The sequence below is a fragment of the Nostoc sp. genome (assembly GCF_036919555.1).
Classification (GTDB): domain Bacteria; phylum Cyanobacteriota; class Cyanobacteriia; order Cyanobacteriales; family Nostocaceae; genus Nostoc.
In genome coordinates, this window is record NZ_JBALCS010000008.1 from 172,384 (window position 1) to 192,468 (window position 20,085).

10 protein-coding genes, 1 tRNA gene and 1 CRISPR repeat array are annotated in these 20,085 nt (G+C 41.7%); of the genes, 3 read left to right on the forward strand and 8 right to left on the reverse strand.

Annotated elements, in window-relative coordinates:
• On the forward strand, positions 1-3,330 hold the full coding sequence (locus tag V7K36_RS03295; protein WP_335113164.1) for a Swt1 family HEPN domain-containing protein: 3,330 nt from the start codon (positions 1-3) through the stop codon (positions 3,328-3,330).
• Between the two features lie 264 nt (positions 3,331-3,594).
• Here the strand turns inward: V7K36_RS03295 and V7K36_RS03300 are convergent, their stop codons facing one another.
• Positions 3,595-3,852, reverse strand: coding sequence for a hypothetical protein (locus V7K36_RS03300; RefSeq protein ID WP_335113166.1), 258 nt, complete (start codon positions 3,850-3,852; stop codon positions 3,595-3,597).
• A gap of 196 nt (positions 3,853-4,048) precedes the next feature.
• On the opposite strand from V7K36_RS03300, the gene V7K36_RS03305 reads away from it, so the two are divergent.
• Positions 4,049-4,354 carry a hypothetical protein gene (locus tag V7K36_RS03305; protein ID WP_335113168.1) on the forward strand — a complete coding sequence of 102 codons (306 nt, stop codon included), beginning with the start codon at positions 4,049-4,051 and terminating at the stop codon, positions 4,352-4,354.
• A gap of 127 nt (positions 4,355-4,481) precedes the next feature.
• Here V7K36_RS03305 and V7K36_RS03310 read toward each other — a convergent pair whose 3' ends face one another.
• Complete coding sequence (locus V7K36_RS03310) at positions 4,482-4,748, reverse strand: helix-turn-helix domain-containing protein (protein WP_335113171.1); 267 nt, start codon at positions 4,746-4,748, stop codon at positions 4,482-4,484.
• A 121-nt stretch (positions 4,749-4,869) separates the two neighbouring features.
• On the opposite strand from V7K36_RS03310, the gene cas12k reads away from it, so the two are divergent.
• Positions 4,870-6,795 carry a type V CRISPR-associated protein Cas12k gene (cas12k, locus tag V7K36_RS03315; protein WP_335113173.1) on the forward strand — a complete coding sequence of 642 codons (1,926 nt, stop codon included), beginning with the start codon at positions 4,870-4,872 and terminating at the stop codon, positions 6,793-6,795.
• 454 nt (positions 6,796-7,249) lie between these two features.
• A CRISPR array of direct repeats spans positions 7,250-7,792; the repeat unit is 37 nt; unit sequence GTTACAATGACCCTTCCCGTGTTGAGCGGGTTGAAAG.
• A gap of 523 nt (positions 7,793-8,315) precedes the next feature.
• Here the strand turns inward: cas12k and V7K36_RS03320 are convergent.
• The 6 genes from V7K36_RS03320 to V7K36_RS03345 form a co-directional block, all read right to left on the reverse strand.
• Positions 8,316-8,389: transfer RNA gene (locus V7K36_RS03320), tRNA-Met, on the reverse strand.
• Between the two features lie 167 nt (positions 8,390-8,556).
• Entirely contained in the window at positions 8,557-10,866 is a 2,310-nt protein-coding gene (locus V7K36_RS03325) for a peptidoglycan DD-metalloendopeptidase family protein (RefSeq protein ID WP_335113175.1), read from the reverse strand.
• A gap of 892 nt (positions 10,867-11,758) precedes the next feature.
• Positions 11,759-12,220: a tRNA (cytidine(34)-2'-O)-methyltransferase gene (locus tag V7K36_RS03330; protein WP_334947239.1), complete on the reverse strand. Its 462-nt coding sequence runs from the start codon at positions 12,218-12,220 to the stop codon at positions 11,759-11,761.
• 438 nt (positions 12,221-12,658) lie between these two features.
• Positions 12,659-13,798, reverse strand: a complete 1,140-nt coding sequence (gene gshA / locus V7K36_RS03335) for a glutamate--cysteine ligase (protein WP_335113176.1) — start codon at positions 13,796-13,798, stop codon at positions 12,659-12,661.
• 188 nt (positions 13,799-13,986) lie between these two features.
• Positions 13,987-15,819 carry a hypothetical protein gene (locus tag V7K36_RS03340; protein WP_335113178.1) on the reverse strand — a complete coding sequence of 611 codons (1,833 nt, stop codon included), beginning with the start codon at positions 15,817-15,819 and terminating at the stop codon, positions 13,987-13,989.
• Positions 15,797-20,083 carry a translation initiation factor IF-2 N-terminal domain-containing protein gene (locus V7K36_RS03345; protein WP_335113180.1) on the reverse strand — a complete coding sequence of 1,429 codons (4,287 nt, stop codon included), beginning with the start codon at positions 20,081-20,083 and terminating at the stop codon, positions 15,797-15,799. Before V7K36_RS03345 ends, V7K36_RS03340 begins: the two co-directional genes overlap by 23 nt.
• Between the last annotated feature and the right edge of the window lie 2 nt (positions 20,084-20,085).

A 20,085-nucleotide genomic window follows, 5' to 3' on the forward strand; every position in this document is an offset into this window, starting at 1 on the left:
ATGTCCGTAAGTAACCGCGAACGAGTTGGCAGGGTGCTAGACCTTTTGAGAGATGGCTTATATCCTTTTGTGGAAAGGGAAATGCGTTCCGTTTATGGCGATAAATGGGTAGTTGCCGCTACACCTTTTGTTCCAGAAGACCACAGCCTCAGACGTACTGTCCAGCAAATTCTCAAGCAGGACGAATCAGTACTGCTGAAACTCATGTCTAATCAGTGGCGTGAGGTGTTCAAAAAGACTCTGGGCAATGCTGAAAGAAGCTTGGTTGGGGAATTAATTGACACGCGCAACTCTTGGGCGCACAACAAGCCACTCTCTACAGATGATGCCTATCGCGCTCTTGATAGCGTATCGCGGTTACTTTCTGCTTTTTCCGCACCAGAAGCAGATGAAGTTGATAAACAAAAACAAGAACTTTTGCGGGTACGCTTTACAGAACAAGCCCGTCGTGAAACTCGTCGTGCTACTCTCCAACCTCTAGAGGGCAATCCTGTAGGCGGTTTAAAACCCTGGCGGGAAATTGTCACACCTCACCCAGATGTTGCTTCTGGTAGCTACCAACAAGCAGAATTTGCTGCTGACCTTTGGCAAGTTTATTTAGATGAAGGTTCCGACGAATACCGCATACCTACAGAGTTTTTTAGTCGTACTTTTCTCACTGAAGGGCTAAAGCAACTGCTCACAAATGCCTTGCTACGTCTTGCTAGCAATGCAGGCGACCCCGTTATCGAACTGCAAACCAACTTTGGTGGGGGCAAAACCCACGCGATGTTGGCACTATACCACCTGTTCATGGGAGTTCCAGCATCCAAGTTACCTGGATTGGAACCAGTGCTGGAAGCGGCAAATGTTTTACCTCCGCCAAAAGTTAACACAGCAGTTCTGGTAGGAAATAAAATTTCTCCCGGTCAGCCTCAACATAAAAAAGATGGCACAGTTGTCCGCACACTCTGGGGCGAATTAGCTTGGCAACTGGGCGGTAGGGAAGCCTACGATATGATTCGAGAAGCAGATGAAACTTCAACGAACCCTGGCGATACCCTACGGCTCGTGTTTAACCGCTATGCACCCTGTCTGATTTTAATTGATGAATGGGTAGCTTATGCCCGACAGCTTCACGAAGTAAACGACCTTCCGGGGGGCAGCTTTGACACTCACTTTACCTTTGCCCAGACTTTGAGCGAGTCGGCAAAAAACGCTAACCAAACTCTTTTGGTTGTGAGTATCCCTGCATCTGATAATGAGATTGGAGGCGATCGCGGTAAAGCAGCCTTAAGTAGACTCAAAAATGCTATTGGTAGAGTTGAATCTCCTTGGCGACCAGCAACTGCTGATGAAAGCTTTGAAATTGTGCGGCGGCGGCTATTTCAACCCATTACCGAAGAAAATGGCTTTATTGCCCGTGATGCCATCATCCGTGCCTTTGCAGAAATGTACCAAAACCAATCTCAGGAGTTTCCTAGTGAGTGCCGAGAAGCTAATTATAAACGACGGCTAGAAAATGCCTACCCTATCCATCCAGAACTGTTTGACCGACTTTATAATGACTGGTCAACTCTCGACAAATTCCAACGCACGCGGGGTGTGCTGCGACTGATGGCAAAGGTGATTCATTCACTTTGGGAAGGACAGGACAAGAGTTTGTTAATCATGCCTGCCAGCGTGCCAATGGATGACGGACAGGTACAAACAGAATTGACTCGCTACCTCGAAGATAACTGGGTGCCAGTGATTGAAAAAGATGTAGATGGATATAATTCTCTCCCATTGGCGTGCGATCGGCAAAACCCGAACTTAGGACGTTACTCTGCCTGTCGCCGCGTTGCCAGGACAATTTACCTTGGTTCTGCTCCTACTCTGAGAGCAGCTAATCGCGGTGTAGAAGATCATCGGATCAAGTTAGGGTGTGTTCAACCAGGGGAAAGTGCAGCAACTTTTGGCGATGCTTTGCGCCGACTTACCGACCAATCCACACATCTTTATGTCGATAACACTCGTTACTGGTTCTCAACTCAGCCTAGTGTCACCAGACTTGCCCAAGACAGAGCCGAGCAAATCCAACAGGATCAAGATAAAGTTTGGGATGAAATCATTCTCCGATTAAAGGCTGATAAGCAACGTGGCGAGTTTGCTGGAGTACATATTGCTCCCGACTCCTGTGCAGATGTTCCTGATGAAATGGCTGTAAGGCTGGTTGTCATGGGGCCACAACATCCCCATAAAAATAAGGAAAGCGAAACCCAAGCCCGCACTAGAGCCGAAGAAATACTGAACCAAAAGGGAGCCAGTCCTCGGTACTGCAAGAATATGTTGCTGTTTCTGGCACCAGACAAGGCAAAACTGGAGCTATTAGAACAATCTGTTTGCCAGTACCTCGCCTGGAATTCGATTATTCGGGATAAAGAAGCCTTAAACTTAGATGTTTTTCAAAGCAATCAGGCGACGACTAAACAACAGCAAACCGACAAAGATGTAAAAAGTTTAATTCAGGAAGCTTACATTTGGTTGTTAGTGCCAATGCAACCCGACCCCCAAGGAGAAATTGAATGGCAAGAAATTCGATTGCAAAAGCAAGATTCTCCTATTGTGCAAGCAAGTCGTAAAGCAGTCCATGAAGAACATTTGATTGCTAACTATGCCGCCAGCCGCCTGCGCCTAGAAGCCCTTGATCCATATCTCTGGCGCGATGTAAACCACCTCGACCTTAAGAAGTTGTGGGAGTACTTAGCATACTACCTTTACCTGCCACGCATCAAAAATCAACAAGTGCTATTAGAAGCGATCAAAGAAGGAGTTGCAGCGTTACTGTGGAATGAAAACTTTGCTTATGCCACAGGGTGGGATGAATCAAAAGGACGTTACCTTGGTTTGAAAACGGCTGAACACATTACCGTAACACTGAGTAGTCAAAGCCTGATAGTTAAACCCGAAGTAGCGCAACGGCAGCTTGAGGCAGATGCTGCTATGGCTAAACCTCTAACTCCACCACTAGTTAAAGAAGGAACAGGAAGCTATAAGACTGAAAAAGAAAAAACTATTGACACTGTAATAACAGCAGATAGCTCCTCTGATAGCAAAGTAACTGTCATAGTTCCACCAAAACGTTTCTATGGTTCAGTCAAATTGGACGCATTGCGGCTACGACGTGACGTAGCACAAATAGCAGACGAGGTTATTCAACACCTCAGCAGCTTGGTAGGTGCTGAAGTAGAAATTACCTTGGAACTTCAGGTCACTGTCCCTGAAGGTGTACCAGATAATGTAATTCGCACAGTCAGCGAGAATTGCCGGGTTCTCAAATTTAGTAATCAGGGATTTGAACAAGAATGAAATTGAGGTACATAAATTTGTTAGATAGCAATGAGGTAAAGCATTACGTCACTCTCAAGAGTGCGACGACGGATAGCCCGTCGTAGACATCGCCATCGTAGTTACAGTAAATACATAACTATTACCTGTAGTAACTAATTAACTATCACAGTCAATCGTCTTAATAAAGCTAAACCCGTCAGACATCTGACGGGCTTTTTGGCATCTTGGGAGCAGAACTGATAATTTCATCTATCCATCGCCTGAGAGAATCGTTCTCTTCTCTCAGGCTGCTAATTTTCCCAAGTATTCATTTTGGAGTACAGCAACCTCTTGTTTTAATGTCTCTAAGTCCACTTGCATTTTGGCTAAATCTGTAGTTCCTTGGGATTCTTCAGCCAGGTAAGAACGAATCCAACCCATGATTAATTCTGAGGCTGTCTTGCCCTCAGTTTTAGCTTTGTCCATAAAAGCTTCCTTAGTCTCATCGTCCATTCTGACAATGATTTGATTGCTCAATTTTGTTGTTTGCCGCTTTACCATATTCCTTTCTGCTAGAAACTCTCAATCTGTAATAACTCTATTTACCTTAATTGTGGCTAATTTTGAAAATTTTGTAGTAACGCTCTTGCTTTAGTAGTAACAAGTAATTACAATAGAGTAACAATACAAAGGCGATCGCCCTCCGTCCAAAGATTGCGATCGCCTTTTGTTAAACCCCATCAATGAGGTTACTCAGATGATTGTACAAGATGAGTTTGACAACCAAGCCTCTGCTCAAGCAGGGTTTGAGGAATACGTTGACCAATTAGCTGACGTAGTAGCACCAGAAATTGAAATCGACTCAGTGCCAGATGATTGGGGAGAACTGTATCGAGTTTGGAACGGTTCCCAACTTCTGGGAACTTTTTATCAGAATCTTGAGGGTAAATGGGTAACACAACCCTGTAATAGCGATAAAAGACATTGCTGTGACACATCTGCCTCAGCACAACTTTTGATCGTTGCTGTCAATGGGTTACTGGTCGCGAATGTAGCCGCTTAATGGTTGTTCTCCTATCACATGGAGACGTGGCTAACCTTACGTCTCTTTCTTAATTTTTAGCGTGCTTGTATTTTCTTGTAGTACTGGAAGGAAAAATTTATGTACCTGTGTACTAAACAACAACAAACTAACACTCAGTATCTTTTTCTGATTTCTGCTCTGCCTCAATGCCGTAATTAGTAAAAAGAGCAGAAATGGAGATTTTTAATGCTTTTGCCAGCTTTTCAATATTTTTGAGAGAAGGATTACGAGTTCCTGTCTCAATACTTGAGATGTAATTACGGTGAAGCCCAGCTTTTTCAGCCAGTTCTTCTTGAGAGTAATCCAGTTCTCGCCGTCTTCGTCTTATCGCTTTTCCAAAACGATATTCAATGTTGATGTTATTTTCCCTCACAGCCTAATAGTGAGGTAGTACCGATAATAAATCTACACATAATAAATGTTATTTTGCACACTATAAGTGTTATTTTGGGAATACTAGTGTATTTAGTGAAGTATAAAGAACAGAAACCGCTATGAGCCTAATTACGATTCAATGTCGATTAGTAGCCAGCGAAGATACCCGCCGCCATTTGTGGCAATTGATGGCGGAGAAGAATACACCTTTGATTAATAAACTACTTGAACAGGTAAGAATACATCCTGATATGGAGCAGTGGTTGAAGAAGGGCAAACTACCTGATGGAGTAATCAAACCACTGTGTGACTCACTCAGTACTCAAGAACGCTTTGTTAACCAACCTAAGCGTTTTTACAAATCAGCTATTGAAGTAGTCGAGTATATTTACAAGTCTTGGTTGGCATTACAGAAAGAAAGACAACAAAAAATAGAGCAAAAAGAGCATTGGCTCAATATGCTCAAGAGTGATGTAGAACTGGAGCAAGAAAGTAAATGTACTTTAGATGCTATTCGCTCTCAAGCTATTAAAATTTTGCCGCAATATATTGCTAAATCTGAACAAGATAATAATCATCAGACTCAGGGTCAAAAAGATAAGAAGAGTAAAAAAAGTAAAACTAAAAATAATAACTCTACATTGTTTGATGTTTTATTTAAAGCTTACGATAAAGCCAAAAATCCTCTTAATCGGTGTGCCATTGCTTACTTACTGAAAAATAATTGTCAGGTCAGCGAACAAGAGGAAGACCCTAATCAGTATGCTCTACGTCGTAGTAAGAAAGTTAAAGAGATTGAACGTCTTAAAGAGCAACTGCAATCGAGGATACCCAGTGGTCGTGATTTGACAGGGCAAGAGTGGCTACAAACACTCTTGGTAGCAACTTCCACTGCTCCTAAAAGCGAAAATGAAGCTAGCCTCTGGCAGAAGCGTCTGTTAAAAAAGGATATCTCAATTCCATTTCCAGTTCAATTCACAACCAGCGAAGACCTAATTTGGTCAAAAAATCAAAATGGTCGTATTTGTGTTAGCTTCTCAGTTAAAGATTTAAGTGATCATATCTTTGATATTTACTGCAATAATAGACAACTTTATTGGTTTCAAAGATTTTTAGAAGATCAGAACATTAAACGCATTAACAAAGAACAGTATTCATCTGCTCTATTTACTTTACGTTCAGGACGTTTAGTGTGGCAACAGAATAAAGGAAATGACTTTCCTTGGAAGATTCATAGTTTAACTCTTCATTGCACTGTTGATACTCGCTTATGGACAACTGAAGGTACTCAGGATTTTAGGCAAGAAAAAGCAGATGAAATTACTCAAAAGCTGTCCGACATGGAAAAAAATGAGAACCTAAATCAGAATCAGCAGAATTATGTCAAACGCATTAACTCAACACTAAATAAAATAAACAACTCTTACCCACGTCCTAATCAACCTTTGTCTCCGGGTAAAACATCAGTTCTCGTTGGGGTGAGCTTGGGGTTAGAAAAGCCTGTAACAATAGCTATTTTTGACGGTTCAACAAATAAAGTTCTCGCGTATCGCAGTGTTAAACAGCTACTTGGTGAGAATTACAAGCTGCTGAACCGCCAACGACAGCAGCAGCAACGTAACTCTCATGAAAGGCACAAGGCTCAAAAAAGTAACACGCCAAATAAGTTGTCAGAATCTGAGTTAGGAAACCACATTGATAACTTATTAGCACAAGCAATTATCGCTTTAGCTAAAAATTACCAAGCTGGCAGCATTGTTCTACCCACAATGAAAAATGTACGCGAGAGCATCCAAAGTGAAATAGAAACTAGGGCAGTGAAAAGATGTCCTAATTACAAAGAAGGTCAGCAACAGTATGCTAAACAGTATCGCCAGAGTATTCATCGTTGGAGCTACAACAGATTGATGGAGTGTATTCAGAGCCAAGCAGCTAAGACAAAGATTTCTATAGAACAAGGCCCACAACCGATTCGAGGTAGTCCTCAAGAAAAAGCGCGAGATTTAGCGATCGCTGCTTACTATTTTCGTCAAAATAAATCTTAATCTTCAGATTGAGCAAATATACCGAACCTTGACAATAAAATAAGTAATAGCGCCGCAGTTCATGTTCTTTGTAACCGCTGAACTGTGAAAAATCTGGGGTAGTTTGACTATTGGAAGATAGTCTTGCTTTCTGACCCTAGTAGCTGCTCACCCTGATGCTGCTGTCTTCGGACAGGAATAAGGTGCGCTCCCAGCAATAAGGGCGCGGATATACTGCTGTAGTGGCTACTAAATTCACCTCCGACCAAGGGGGAACCCATACCAATCCTTGTTTCCAGGCATTAGAAGAGATTAAAAATTTTCCGTCGATTCGCGCTTGCTTGCAGTGAAAGGGTTTTAGCGTTTAATGGCACATAAATTGCCCATTCAAACGGTAGTTGAAGAAGCATGGAATATCGATCCGCGCTATCAACTCTGGAATCCTTCACAAAACAAGGATTCTATAGAGGAAGGGGTTACAATGACCCTTCCCGTGTTGAGCGGGTTGAAAGAATGCTGTCTATGGGGCTAAAGAGAAAATTTACCGGTTACAATGACCCTTCCCGTGTTGAGCGGGTTGAAAGGCTACAGTTAGCTGTATTTAGTCCAATCAATTCCAGTTACAATGACCCTTCCCGTGTTGAGCGGGTTGAAAGTGCAATCTTGCCAACACCGTTTAGGCTAAGAAGCTATAAGTTACAATGACCCTTCCCGTGTTGAGCGGGTTGAAAGCGCCGAGAAATATCTGTTTGATCTGTGGCAAGCCGTTACAATGACCCTTCCCGTGTTGAGCGGGTTGAAAGAGAAAGGCAACACGACATACTTACAGCGTGTGCGTTACAATGACCCTTCCCGTGTTGAGCGGGTTGAAAGATTACCTTAGTACCGAATACTAAGCAAGAAGAGAGCAGTTACAATGACCCTTCCCGTGTTGAGCGGGTTGAAAGATCACAGACAACTATAGAAACGATAGATTACACGGTTACAATGACCCTTCCCGTGTTGAGCGGGTTGAAATGTCCCAAAAGTTTTCGATCTACTGACAGTGACCCTTGCTGCAAAAATGGATTGAAGATGTAATATCTAACGATGAGCAAGAAAGGACAAGTTATATAAATTCTTCTAGTGCAGGGCTGGTGAAAATATAAAGATTACGAGATATTGGTATGGGTTGAAAGGGTTCAACTCCGTCCTGCTTAACTTTTGCTGCCAAGTATGGTGGTTAGACTAATTTTTTGCAAAATGAAAAAAAAAGTTCTCTGTTTAAGCAAGGTATAACAAAAGTTTTTAGAGCTTGAGTTAAACTTAAGCTTATGTCTCCTATTTTGTAAGTCTGATGTTTACCAGTAACCGTACACAGTCAATAAGTCTCTAATATTGCGACATTAATTTGTGAACGGTTCTCTCGAATGAGATACGACACCAATTAGTTAAAGAGCGGCATTAATGTGTTAAAAACGACATTAATTTGTGAACGGCGACATCTAATTTGTGAATGTACAACTAGAAGCTCAAACCCTTATATTATTCTTATTTTAAAGTGGCTCAGGTCGGAGTTGAACCAACGACCCCAGGCTTATGAGTCCCGTGCTCTAACCAACTGAGCTACTGAGCCAGAATTTCTTCAAATCATTAACTAATATAGCATACAAATTTGCTCAAGACTAGCACCTTTGGCAATTTTGTTAGAACTTCCATCACTGTTGAGGTCATAGAAAGCAAAAGAGGGAGGTGAACTCCCTCAACTAACAAGCCAATGATTTAGTTACAGATAGTCAAGAATTACAGGCGATTTGGTAGGAAAGCTATTGGGTTAACAGCATCCTTGCCTGTGGGGTGAATTTCAAAGTGGCTGTGTGGGCCAGTGCTGTGACCAGTGCTACCCATTAAAGCAATCGTTTCTCCTTGATGCACATGCTGACCAGGTTGCACTAGAATCTTGCTGTTATGACCATAGCGAGTCATGCTGCCATCGGTATGACGAATATCGACGAGATTGCCGTAACCACCATTGTTCCAGCCAGCTTTTTCTATCGTACCATCAGCTGAGGCAACAACTGGCGTGCCAGTGGAGTTAGCAACGTCAATTCCTTTGTGTAATCTACCCCAGCGCCAACCATAACCAGAGGTGAGAGTGCCCTTTGCCGGCCATGTGTAAGCGATAGATGAGCTAGATGGAGGGGGTATAGTTTCGTCAATTGGTTTGGGCAGATATTGATCCACTGCTGCCAAAGGTGGTATTCGCATCTGTGGAGAAACTGTAGTTCCCCGCATCTTTCCTAAGGAGTCAGAGGCATTTACTCTTCCAGCAGGCGTTTTAACCCTTGTGCCAGATGGATTACCAGATGGATTGTCAGAGGGAGTCCACTGACTAGCAGAGCCTAGATTGGGCAAGAAATCTGGGTTTACTGGCTCGTTAGCCGGCATAGTAGCACGGTATTGGGACTTAATTGGTTGAAAGCTATAGTTAGCTCTAATAGGTGTAGGAACTGGAATTTGGATCGCTACATTATTATTCGGTCGAACTACGGACTTGGGTACAATGAAATTATTGGGGCTAGAAATAGGAGTGAGCATCGCAGCATTATTAGTTTCGCTAGCTGCTGCTGGCACAATTAAGTTCCCAGACTGTTGAGCGCGATATTTCTGCTGTAACCTTTGAATTTCCGCTTGTAAGCCCCGCAAACGATCATTATTGTTATTGTTTACCCTTGCTATCCTGTTTGTTGGTGTTTTAGGCTGTTGCATTTCGGCAAAAGCTTGTGGCACTGGAATGTCACCACCGACACCATAAGAAGTAACAGGAGTGGGGGCTGTTTGGTCGTGGGTCGCACTATTTGCCTGAATCTGAACAATTACCGGTGTAGGGGCGGCAACGCTACTGTTGTCGGCAATAGTTGGTGATTGTGAAGTAGGTAGATATGAGTTGGCACTACCAATGTTCACATCATGGGAGGTGGCAACATGAGGAGTATTGCTGGACTCTACAAAAGTGGGGTTACTAGCGACAATTGCCTCAACTTGAACAGCAGGAATAATCAGTTTTTGACTAATTTGCAGTTCATTTGGATTATTGAGGTTATTTGCCTTAACTAGTTGTGATACTGAAGTCTTGTATCTGCTGGCGATCGCTGCTAATGTATCTCCAGGCTTAACTTGGTAGGCTGTATGAGTTGAGGACGCAATAACTGTTGGTCTGGCTGGTACAAGTGCAGTCGTCTGTGTCTTCTGTTTTAACCTCGATATCAGCTTGGCTTTGCTTGCATTGCCAGAGGTGTCCGACTGGGCTAATACAGTCTTCTCAACGACAGTCGTCGGCTGCACCAACCCCATATCAGCTTGTGATAAATTATTAGTTTCCCCAGACCGCAACTGTGCCAGACTCTTTCTTAAACGGTTCGATTTTTCTTGTAAGCGATTCAGTGCGAACTCTTGTTGCGCCTTAAGTTCTGCATTTATTTCACTGTTGGCTGCGCCAGATGTTGCCACTGTTTGTGGCTGGGCAGTTAGTGATGTGTTTATACTACCAACACCATCAGCACTATAGTCAGACAGATTATTGACTGTTGGGAAACTGGTTTCGGCTAAGGTATTGTTCAATCCCTGTGCCACTTTGGGCTTCAGGTAGGTGGAATTTTTATAAACAGTTCTTGCTTGAGAAAACGTGTTTGATGCCGGAACTTGCAAAGACATTCCACTTGCTGCAACTTGCCATTTAGCTTCAAGCCCAGGCACTTGTGAGACTGCCGTTGGTTCCACGATCACAGGATTTTCCGGCACGCTCGCTGATGAGACTGCTTGGGACTCCAGCTTTGTGGAGGCGAATTTCACCTCAGTGTCAGGAACAGCAGGAATCGAAGAAGAAGCCTTTTGGCTGCCTACAGGCACTGCTGCTTGGGCTTGATCGCTTTGTCGAGTCACCAAAAGGCTGGTTGCTCCCATAGAGATTGCCAAGCCAATCATCGCGGCTTTTGTTCGCACCCGGCGGTTAACTTTTGGATTCATCACATTTACCAGTTTTACCGGGGCATCATCATCGCTAGGGTTATTGTTCAACACAGCTTTTACTCTCTTTTTCAATGCTCGTTTCAAAGACGACCTCCTATGATCACTAGCGCTTAACTGATCTCGATTTTTCAGTTGGATACTAGTCAATGATTTAGATCACAACGAACGATAGATCAAGATCACATTCACCAGAGATGCTTACGCAAGATTAACCTGCTTCTCTGATTTAGACAAGTTCACCTGTTTTAGCAAAATTTAAAATCTGCTGTGTTTACTTGTCAGAACCACTCCTAACACCACTTAGGACGTTTTACTCTTTACCATTGTCCGCGCTTGTCTTGCGTCAATCGCGGGGACTGGGCAAACTATTTGCCAAGTCCATAGTCGCTGTTGAGAATTAAATTGCTGCGACTTCTGGAAAAGTGATATCCCCTGCTGTAGATATCTTCAAGATATTTCTAGCCAATCCGTCTTCTCAACACGAGACTTTAAGTTGATTATTCCCTAAAAACAACCGTATGAAGCATCGGCTACTTTTGGGCTGCTTTCTGGCGTTCATTGAGCCACAATAGCTCAAATGTATAATTTGACTGGATTTTAGTGCTTTTGTTCCCCCATTTAGAATGTTTCAAATTCATCAAAATCTATCATTCAAATTTGGCAATATCCCAAGTTTCATATACAAATTTCTTATAACAACCTTCCTATACTTGTAAGTATCTTCCACTACAATTTGGTGATAAATCTAATTATATGTATTTTCTTTGACAATTTTTTGCACTATAGCAATCCTAAATCATTCGTGAGAGAGAAAATCGCTGAAAGGCTTTAAAATACCTACTTTTAATCTCAGTATTTTCTCACGTTTCAATTCGGATTGCTATAGCAAGAAAATTTTTGTCGCCACAAATAACTCGTATAGTAGATTTATGGAGATTCTATAAGTATGTTTACTTATACTCCTGGAGGTAAACAACTATTGTAAATAGCCTAACTGACGACGGGTTTCAAATAAGCCAATTGCTACACTCACTGACAGATTCAAGCTGCGAACCCCCGGTTGGCTCATCGGAATATGCAGGGTAGCATCGCAATCTGACAAAATTGCTGGTGGTAAGCCCGTAGTTTCACTACCAAACAGCAGCCAATCATCAGGTTGAAACTGAAAGCTTACATAATTAAAATTTCCACCAACCGTATAACCCAACCATCTGCCTCCACGCTCATGATGCAAGGTTTTAAAAGCTTCTAGCGATTCGTGATAGTGTAGCTTGACATAAGGCCAGTAATCCAAGCCCGCTCTTTTAAGGTAGCGATCGCTAATTTCAAATCCCAAAGGCCCCACCAAATGTAACTCAGTACCCGTAGCTGCACAAGTACGGGCAATATTACCTGTATTAGGGGGGATTTGCGGGTTAACTAAAACTACCTGAGGCATTGTCCGTATAATTTTCGTATTGTATAAAACAATTTTTTGTCAATGTTAAATCTACCAAAAGGTAGAGGTGATTCATAGCTTTTATTAATAATAATCAGGCATCCTCCATCGGTTAGATTTTTAAAACGAAGCACAAACCCTCCCAGAGGAATGCCTGAGAGGATATTTGGTTAAAATCAGGAAATATTAAGTTTTATGTAGAAAAAGTAAGTGCTTGTGTTTTTTAGGGCTAGTGTCTTCAAGAAAATCTACCATTTGTCTGAAGACGGGAGTGGGAGAGACGCGATTAATCGCGTCTGTACGCGAGTGCAGGAGATCAGAGGGACAAGGGGATAAAGAAAGTGTTTTCCCAATGCCCAATGCCCCTTAGTTTAATTACGAATTACGTTAGCGTAGCGGTAGCGAGTCCGCGAGCGTCATTACGAATTACGAATTATATTAAGCCAGCAGAGACGAACACAATTTGTCTTCGAGTTCGATTTCGCGCTCTTGGGTGGCGACAATAGCTTGAGTGATGACGCGCTGGCTGTCGAAACCGACTGCGTGTAATTGCAACCACTGTTGAGCTTCATTGCCTTCGCGGAGGATTTTTTGCAAAGGGGAAAGGAAACAGCTAAAGCCTTGTTGTTTAGCGATCGCCCAAACATCTTGGTACATTTGGGAAATCCAATCTCTCGCTAGGATGCTTCTGCCATCTTGCCAATGCCTCAAATTAGCATCAAGACTACTAACAGCAGCAGCAGCTTCATTCTCAGCAGTCAGGATGACGAGTTCTTCAGCAGAGAAGGTACTTTGAGTTAAGGGATCAATGCTGGGATTTTCGATTATTTGCAACAAACGCGCTTCTAATAAGGCACTAATCCCCAGTAAGGCAATGGGATCTGTGACTAAATCGCAAATTCGCAATTCTAGGCGATTCAAATCATAGGGACGGCGATCGCCATTTGGGCGCACTGATGCCCACAAATGCCGTATATTTTGCATTGTTCCAGCAGCAAGTTGATTTTCTACCCACTGAATATGATCAGCGTGACTGGCAAATAATGGCACATGACTAGGCGTTTGCGGGAAGAGTCCCCAACGGGTGGAGTGATAGCCAGTAGCTTTGCCATCCAGGAAGGGAGATGAGGCGCTGAGGGCGAGAAATAGAGGTGCTTCCATACGAATCACCCGACACGCCCGCATTAATACTTCTGGATCACTGATGCCTATATTAATATGTACGCTGGCGGTGACTACTTTCGTCCCGTAGGTGTTCTCAATGTAGTCATGATAGGGATTTGCGGGATCAGAACGCCGAAAGCGATCGCTCCCACCCAAAGATAAAGTACTCCCCGGTATCAGGGTGTAATCGCCCAAGCGATTCAGGTAGTTTCGCAATTCTCGCCGGGGACGCAGCAAGGCACACAATAAATTTTCGTAAACAGGGGATGGTTCGGTTATGTATTCCACGTTGCGGCTATCTGGCTCCCGCATAAATCCATCCAAAGCTGCAACAATTTTGTCGGAGAGACCGACGATTTCACCTTGAGGCGTGCCAGTGTATATCTCAATCTCAAAGCCTTTTAATAAGACCACCTTGTTCTCCTCGGCTCTCTCTGCCTATAAATTGTATCGAATAAGACGAATTTGTGTATCTATCTTTAAGTCGATCAAAGCTTAAGAATCATTCAATTGCCAACTCATGGGGAATCAGGAAGACAGATTTTTTAGTTGTCTTCTGAAAATTCATTACTATTGAAGTATGAGAAATATCCTAATATGTGTTATTCACGAGAAAGAATAAAATCAGCAGGTGAATCACTCTCTTGGGCAATATTGAGACGTAGAAACTGCGCCCATACTTCATCACTCAGTAAGTTTAAAGCAGTTTGAGGATTATTAGTAGCGATCGCGCGGATAACTTTACGCCATCCCTGTTGCAATAATTCAACAAAAGCTTCTTCAATAGAAACTTGATTCAGCAACAAAAGTGCAGTTTTAAAACTTGCTGAATCACCTGGTAAATTTTTCGATCTTAATCCCTGTAGTGCTACATTCAACCACACAGGCAGAAGTTCCAGCCAATTGTTTTGCTGAATCTCTTTGAGTGCAATATCTTCCATACCTAGCGCACCCCACACACATACAGACTCTACAGCCAGTTGAAAATCACGGTTTTCTATAGCATTTTCCCATAATTTTTGAGCGTGATTTTGGAAGCGGTTAGCGAGAAAATCATAAGCTTCCTGAACTTGATGGAGAATTGTAACTTTATAAACTGACTCGCCTCGTGGTAGGTAATCGCCGCGATAAGATAGCCAGTTATGAGAACCACAAAGATGGATTTCCTGATCAACTATTACTTCTTTGACATGGGAATCTCCCAACCAAAAAATCTGTACACATGATAAACCATCAGGTGTTTTTATCGCTCGAAGTTTTTTCTCTATTTCTAGTGGGATTGGTTTATCTTCATCTTCTTCTCGCCGCGCAATTCCATGTCCAATTAAAATCCAAACTCCACGATTAGCTAATTTCTGTAACAGAGTTAGAAATTTTTCATTTACAACTGCCTGATTTACCCAAGGAGAATAAATCAGAACCTGATTTTTAGCCGAATTTAAAACTTCTGAAAAAGCTTGGCTAATTTGTCCGTCGCGTAACTGTATTGCTTCACCTACCACCGTAGAATTATCTACTTTCTCACTGGAATTTGCGGCAGTTACTAGTACCTTTTGACGAATCTTTTCGAGTCTAGCTTCTATTTCAGTATTTTTCTGCTTGAGAATGGCTTCACGTTCAAAATTGATGGTTTCGGTTGACAATTTACATAATGCTTGCAAAGATATTTTCCCTTCAGCGTGTAGCACTTCCAATAAGTTTGATGCTGACTCTAAAATTTGCTTTCCATTTCTTATTTGGATGCTCAACTTATCTTCAAGGGCATCGAAGATAACGAAAAGGGATATCTTTTTCCAAATTTTTTGAGTCGGAGTTAGTACCTTATAAGAAGTGACAATTTTTCCCTCTTCTGGGACATGAAGTGCTAAACCTGAAGCTTGAATATTTTTTTGTATTTCCTCAAGCGTTAATATGGAAATATCAGCAATTTTATTATCAATATTTATAAAATCTGCTAAGTCAGGCAAATTTATTACTGTCTCGCTTAGTGATTCCGATTGAAAGGTTATTTTGTCGCTTAACGGGTCTGTAATAGCATTAAACTGTACAGGATATGGGGGCTGTGGTACAGAGCCTTTTTCATAAAATGAGCGACCTTCAGAAGTGACTGTAATTGGCGATGTTGCTGAGAGAGTTTGTAATGTCCGAAGAGTTGCAGTAGTAGTTTTGATAAATACAGAATCAAGCCCAAGTACAGAGGCTAATTTATCCTCAGTTGGCGGAGGTTGAAATTCAATAGCAGCGCGGATGATAAATTCTTCGAGGACGTTAAACTGGCGGGGTTCTTTGATATTTACTTCTATCGGAGTTTGACGCAAGCTATAGCGAAATTGACGCGCTGCTAAAATTGATAAACTAAGACTTTGCGCTTCTATTTCGTCTACCAAATTTTTGAGATTGTCATCAATAGGTTTAGCAGAAGAGGCGAGAAACATCAACGAAACCTCCATGAAGACGCACGATGTTTGAAACATTGGAGTACATACTCCCAATTTGTCCACGCTGCTGAGTAAATAGCGAATGACAACCTACAATTACTAGTAGTTCTTGAGCGCGGGAAAATGCAACGTTAACCCGTTCTGGCTTCTTGGCAAATCCCACATCTCCTCTACTATTATTGCGAAGCATACTAACAATTACAACAGGTCGTTCCATACCTTGAAATCTGTCTACCGTACCAGTGGTAATTTGCAGTGATGGAAAATGTTCAGATTGCAGGCATTTATCAATTTTTCTGAGTTGAGCGCCATAAAATGTAATCACCGCGATTTGTTTTTTTGGTTCACCATTAGCAACTTTAGAAGACCAAACACTCTCAAATTGCTTACACAAAAGTTGAATTGCAGCAATTTCTTTAGGATTAAAGTAAGAAGTTCCATCTTCTTCCTCTTTAAACTCATGTCCTTCAGGCATTTTTATCCAGATAAGATGGTTCTCTGGTTTAATTATTTCGCATTCTAGATTATGTGCGCGTTTGGTGTCAGGTTCTAAGATACCACATTCTAGTTTACCGTCATAAAACTGATTGATTGCACCCATAATTATGGGGTGCATTCGATATTGTGTAGTTAACATTTGTTTGATACTATCATTAGCAGCTTCAAACTGAATTTTAAACAGTGATTCTTGTAATAATTGTAGTTCCATATTTGTGCTACCAATCTCTTGAGAAACTTCCTCTAAAGTCTTCGTGTCAAGCATGGGTGGTAATTGTCGATGGTCGCCTACCATGACCAACTTTTTACCTTTCAAGGCGGGGATTAATAACTCTGGAGGAGTACATTTACTAACTTCATCAATAATGACGACATCAAAGTATTTGAATTCTTGTGAAAAATGGTAATTTGCAGCTTGAACACAGGTGATACCAACGACGTTGGCATTATCTAGATAAATACGCCTTAAATCAGTCCGATCGCCTTCACTTGGATTTCTTAATTTTTCTATCCAATCTTGAACAAAATACTGATATTTGTTAAGATAATTGTCTTGTTTTTGGAGTTGCTGCTTCCAAAATTTAAACTGATTTTTGATATTACGTAAAAAGTCTAGATTCAACAAGTCTGTAGAATTAATTTCAGGCTTGAATTTATCAGGAATAGCTTCCCAAATTGACTGCCACCAAGTTCGCTCATTTGAGATATATTTTAATTGCTGGTGTAAATGCTCAACAATTGTCTCTATTTGGCTTTGAGTTCCTATGAATTGGCTTTTGGAAGTTTCAGTTTTTTTCTGCAAGCTAGTAATATGAATTATGAGCAGGTCTTTGATAGTCGAAAGTGTAGCAAAAGTATCGATTAAGGAAATAAAAGTATCAAGTTTTTTTATCCGATTTTCCCAGTTACATAGTTTTGCTATAAATTGTGGTGTCTCAGTCAGAATATTTGAAGGATTATCGAGGTATTGTTGCACTAAAAGTCTTAATTCTTTGGGTAAATATGGGAAGGGGAAAAGTTCTTGTAAGAATGCGATCGCCCTTTTAAATTTGAAGTCAGCTTCACTGCGAGAAGTTTCTAGCTGCTCTTGATTAGCAGATATTTTTTGCTGTTCATTAGCCGCTAACCTCATCTGTTCATTTAATTGAATCTCAAGCTGCTTTTGCTCATTTTCTGTTTCTGCCTGTACTTGCTTCATCCATGTACGCGCACTCGTAACTATGCCGTTGACCACCTCCTCTGTAATTTGGGAGATAGCCGATTCACTATCAACAGTTTGAACTTTTTGAAGTATAATCTGGGCTTTTCTCTTAATAGCCTCAAGAGTTACCGCCGCAGCATAACGGCGGCTATATGGACGTAACTTTTGAGCTATGGAATCCAAACTTTTGTGCTTGATAGCAAGCGCAAGCACCCATTCAATAATCTGACCCCAGACTCCTAGTGGTTTCTCAATCTCATCGATGCTATTTTGTGCTAGTTGCTTCAGCTTTATGAGGAATTCCACAGGGTCTAGCACTTTACTAACGCTTACCTGAGAAATAGCAGCTTCATTGATTGAGCGATTACCTAGTATCTTTCGCCCCTGTACAAGTAAATCTTTTATCTCACTAACCCAACTGTATACCCTATCCCTTTCATGGTATTTCTGAATTAACTCATTAACTTTTACCCGAGACTGATCAAGACTTTGTTGCCAGGGTAGATATTGATCTGCGATCGTCATGCTTCGTAATCTTGAAGGTAATGAGATTAAGTCAACTGTAAAGTCTTGACGATTTTGTAAGCAGTGTTTCAATACATTGACGATATTTAAATTAGCTGTAGACAGCCATATATCAAGGTCATTTATTGTTAAACTTCTCTCAGATTCACGGTTGTCTAGCTCCCTAATTCTTTGGTGCAAACTTTGCTGGTTAGCAAGCAATTGTTGGTGATTTGACTTTAGGCGAGTAAGAAATTCTGAATTTTGTGTGTAAGTCTGTGCAGCTAACTCCGCTTCGGTCATTACCATAGTTGTATCACTGGCGTAGGCTAATGCTGTGCGAACTTCAGTAATCCAAGAAGCTACAGTATTTTGCAACCAGGCGGCTAAACCAAATAAGCTGTAATTTGGGTGAACTATACCAATTTCAGAAGTCAAATCAATTGCTAACCGAAGATTTGCAGCAAAGTTTCGCAAGGAAACGTCTGTAGATGTGTATTTCTTCAGACCCACCCACAAATTAAGAAGTGCTGGATCTTGCCAGTTTACTGAAGGTGCTTGATTTAGCAAATCCTCCAAAGCACTTTTCAGAGATTCGACCTCGCCCAGTTGAGATACAGCTTGATTGTATTCATTTTTTTGAATCGTACAAACTGACTCTAAATTTGCTTTACGCGTCTGTAATAAATTCTGCTCTCCCTTAAATACATCTTCTTCTTTCAGGTATGCTGTGAAGCGTTGTGATGCTGCCAACAATTGTTTTAAAACTTTTACATTATCGAGGCGTTGGGCAAGATTTTTTTCGCAGTCAGTAGCAGTATTTTCTAACCATGTGCCAATCACTCGATCTTCTAGAAATGGCTGTCCTTCCTCTCCAACTTTTTCGGCCTTTCCCTTTCGCACAGCCCGAATCACTGGGTTATGAACTAATCGACTCAGGGCGTTATCTACTGCTAAATTGGCTTGAGAAGTAATTAGAGTGCGTCCACCCCGTAGAGCAACTTGATAGCAAATTTCGGCAATTACGGTAGTTTTACCAGTACCTGGCGGACCTTGAATGAGAACTAAATCCTCAGCTGCAAGCACTGTTTCTACTGCTGCTTTCTGGCTAGGATTAGCAGAGGATAACAACAAATCCTCTGGTCGCAATTCGATGGTTTTTTGGATAGGTCTTGCTTGGGAAGCGTCAAATAAAAAGTTTCCTAAATAGCGATTTTGAGTACGTCCCTGTTTTAATTGTGTCAAGGCTTCTTTTTTGCGCTTAATCTGTTGGATGTCACCAACTGCCTCGAAAAACAAAAATCCGGTAACTGGTAGCTGATAACGCCCTGCTGCTATGTAGTCAGCTAAATCGCGTTCTAGCCTCACGCTGATGGTGCAACGCTTCGGGTCAATTTCTTCAATAGTCCCTAATTGGCGGCTGTTGCGCCAGTTTTGCCCTGTGGGAGTAGTCTCGGACAGCTTAATCTCTTCGTTTCTTGCTCGTTTTAGCCGTTCCCAGAAGTTTTCCACAGTCAAGGAATTTTCATCAGAACCGTCAAGAGTAGCTGAGGTTACGTCAATCTCAAAAGTGATCCGTCTTCTGAAACCATTGTGGCTGAAAAAAGGTACACAAAATTGACGTGTTTTAGCAATGTTTTCCTCAATCTGTAAAAATACTTCCCAAATTCGTAGATGATCTTCTGTAGGCATGGCTGGCATCCGTGCCAATTCCCTTGGCGGAATTGGCTTTGGGGTATTAGATGCATGATTTGTTAAGATTTTTGGTTTAGGAATTTCCAAAATTTCTTCTTTGTGAAATGGAGCAAGTCGATTGGGAGAGATAATTTTTGGTGAATTTGGTTGACGACTAGTTATACCTAATTCATTTTTGGGTGTCACATTTTTAGATACAAGTTTTTCAGCAGCCAAACGGATTCGTTCTGCCTGAGATTCTGAAATCGCGCTGATATGGCTTCTGACTACAATGCTGAGTTGGTCACAAATTCCTAGTATCTCTTCGTTTTCCAAATTCAATTCTTTTGATAGCTCATAAATTCTGACTTTGGCGTTGTTCATTC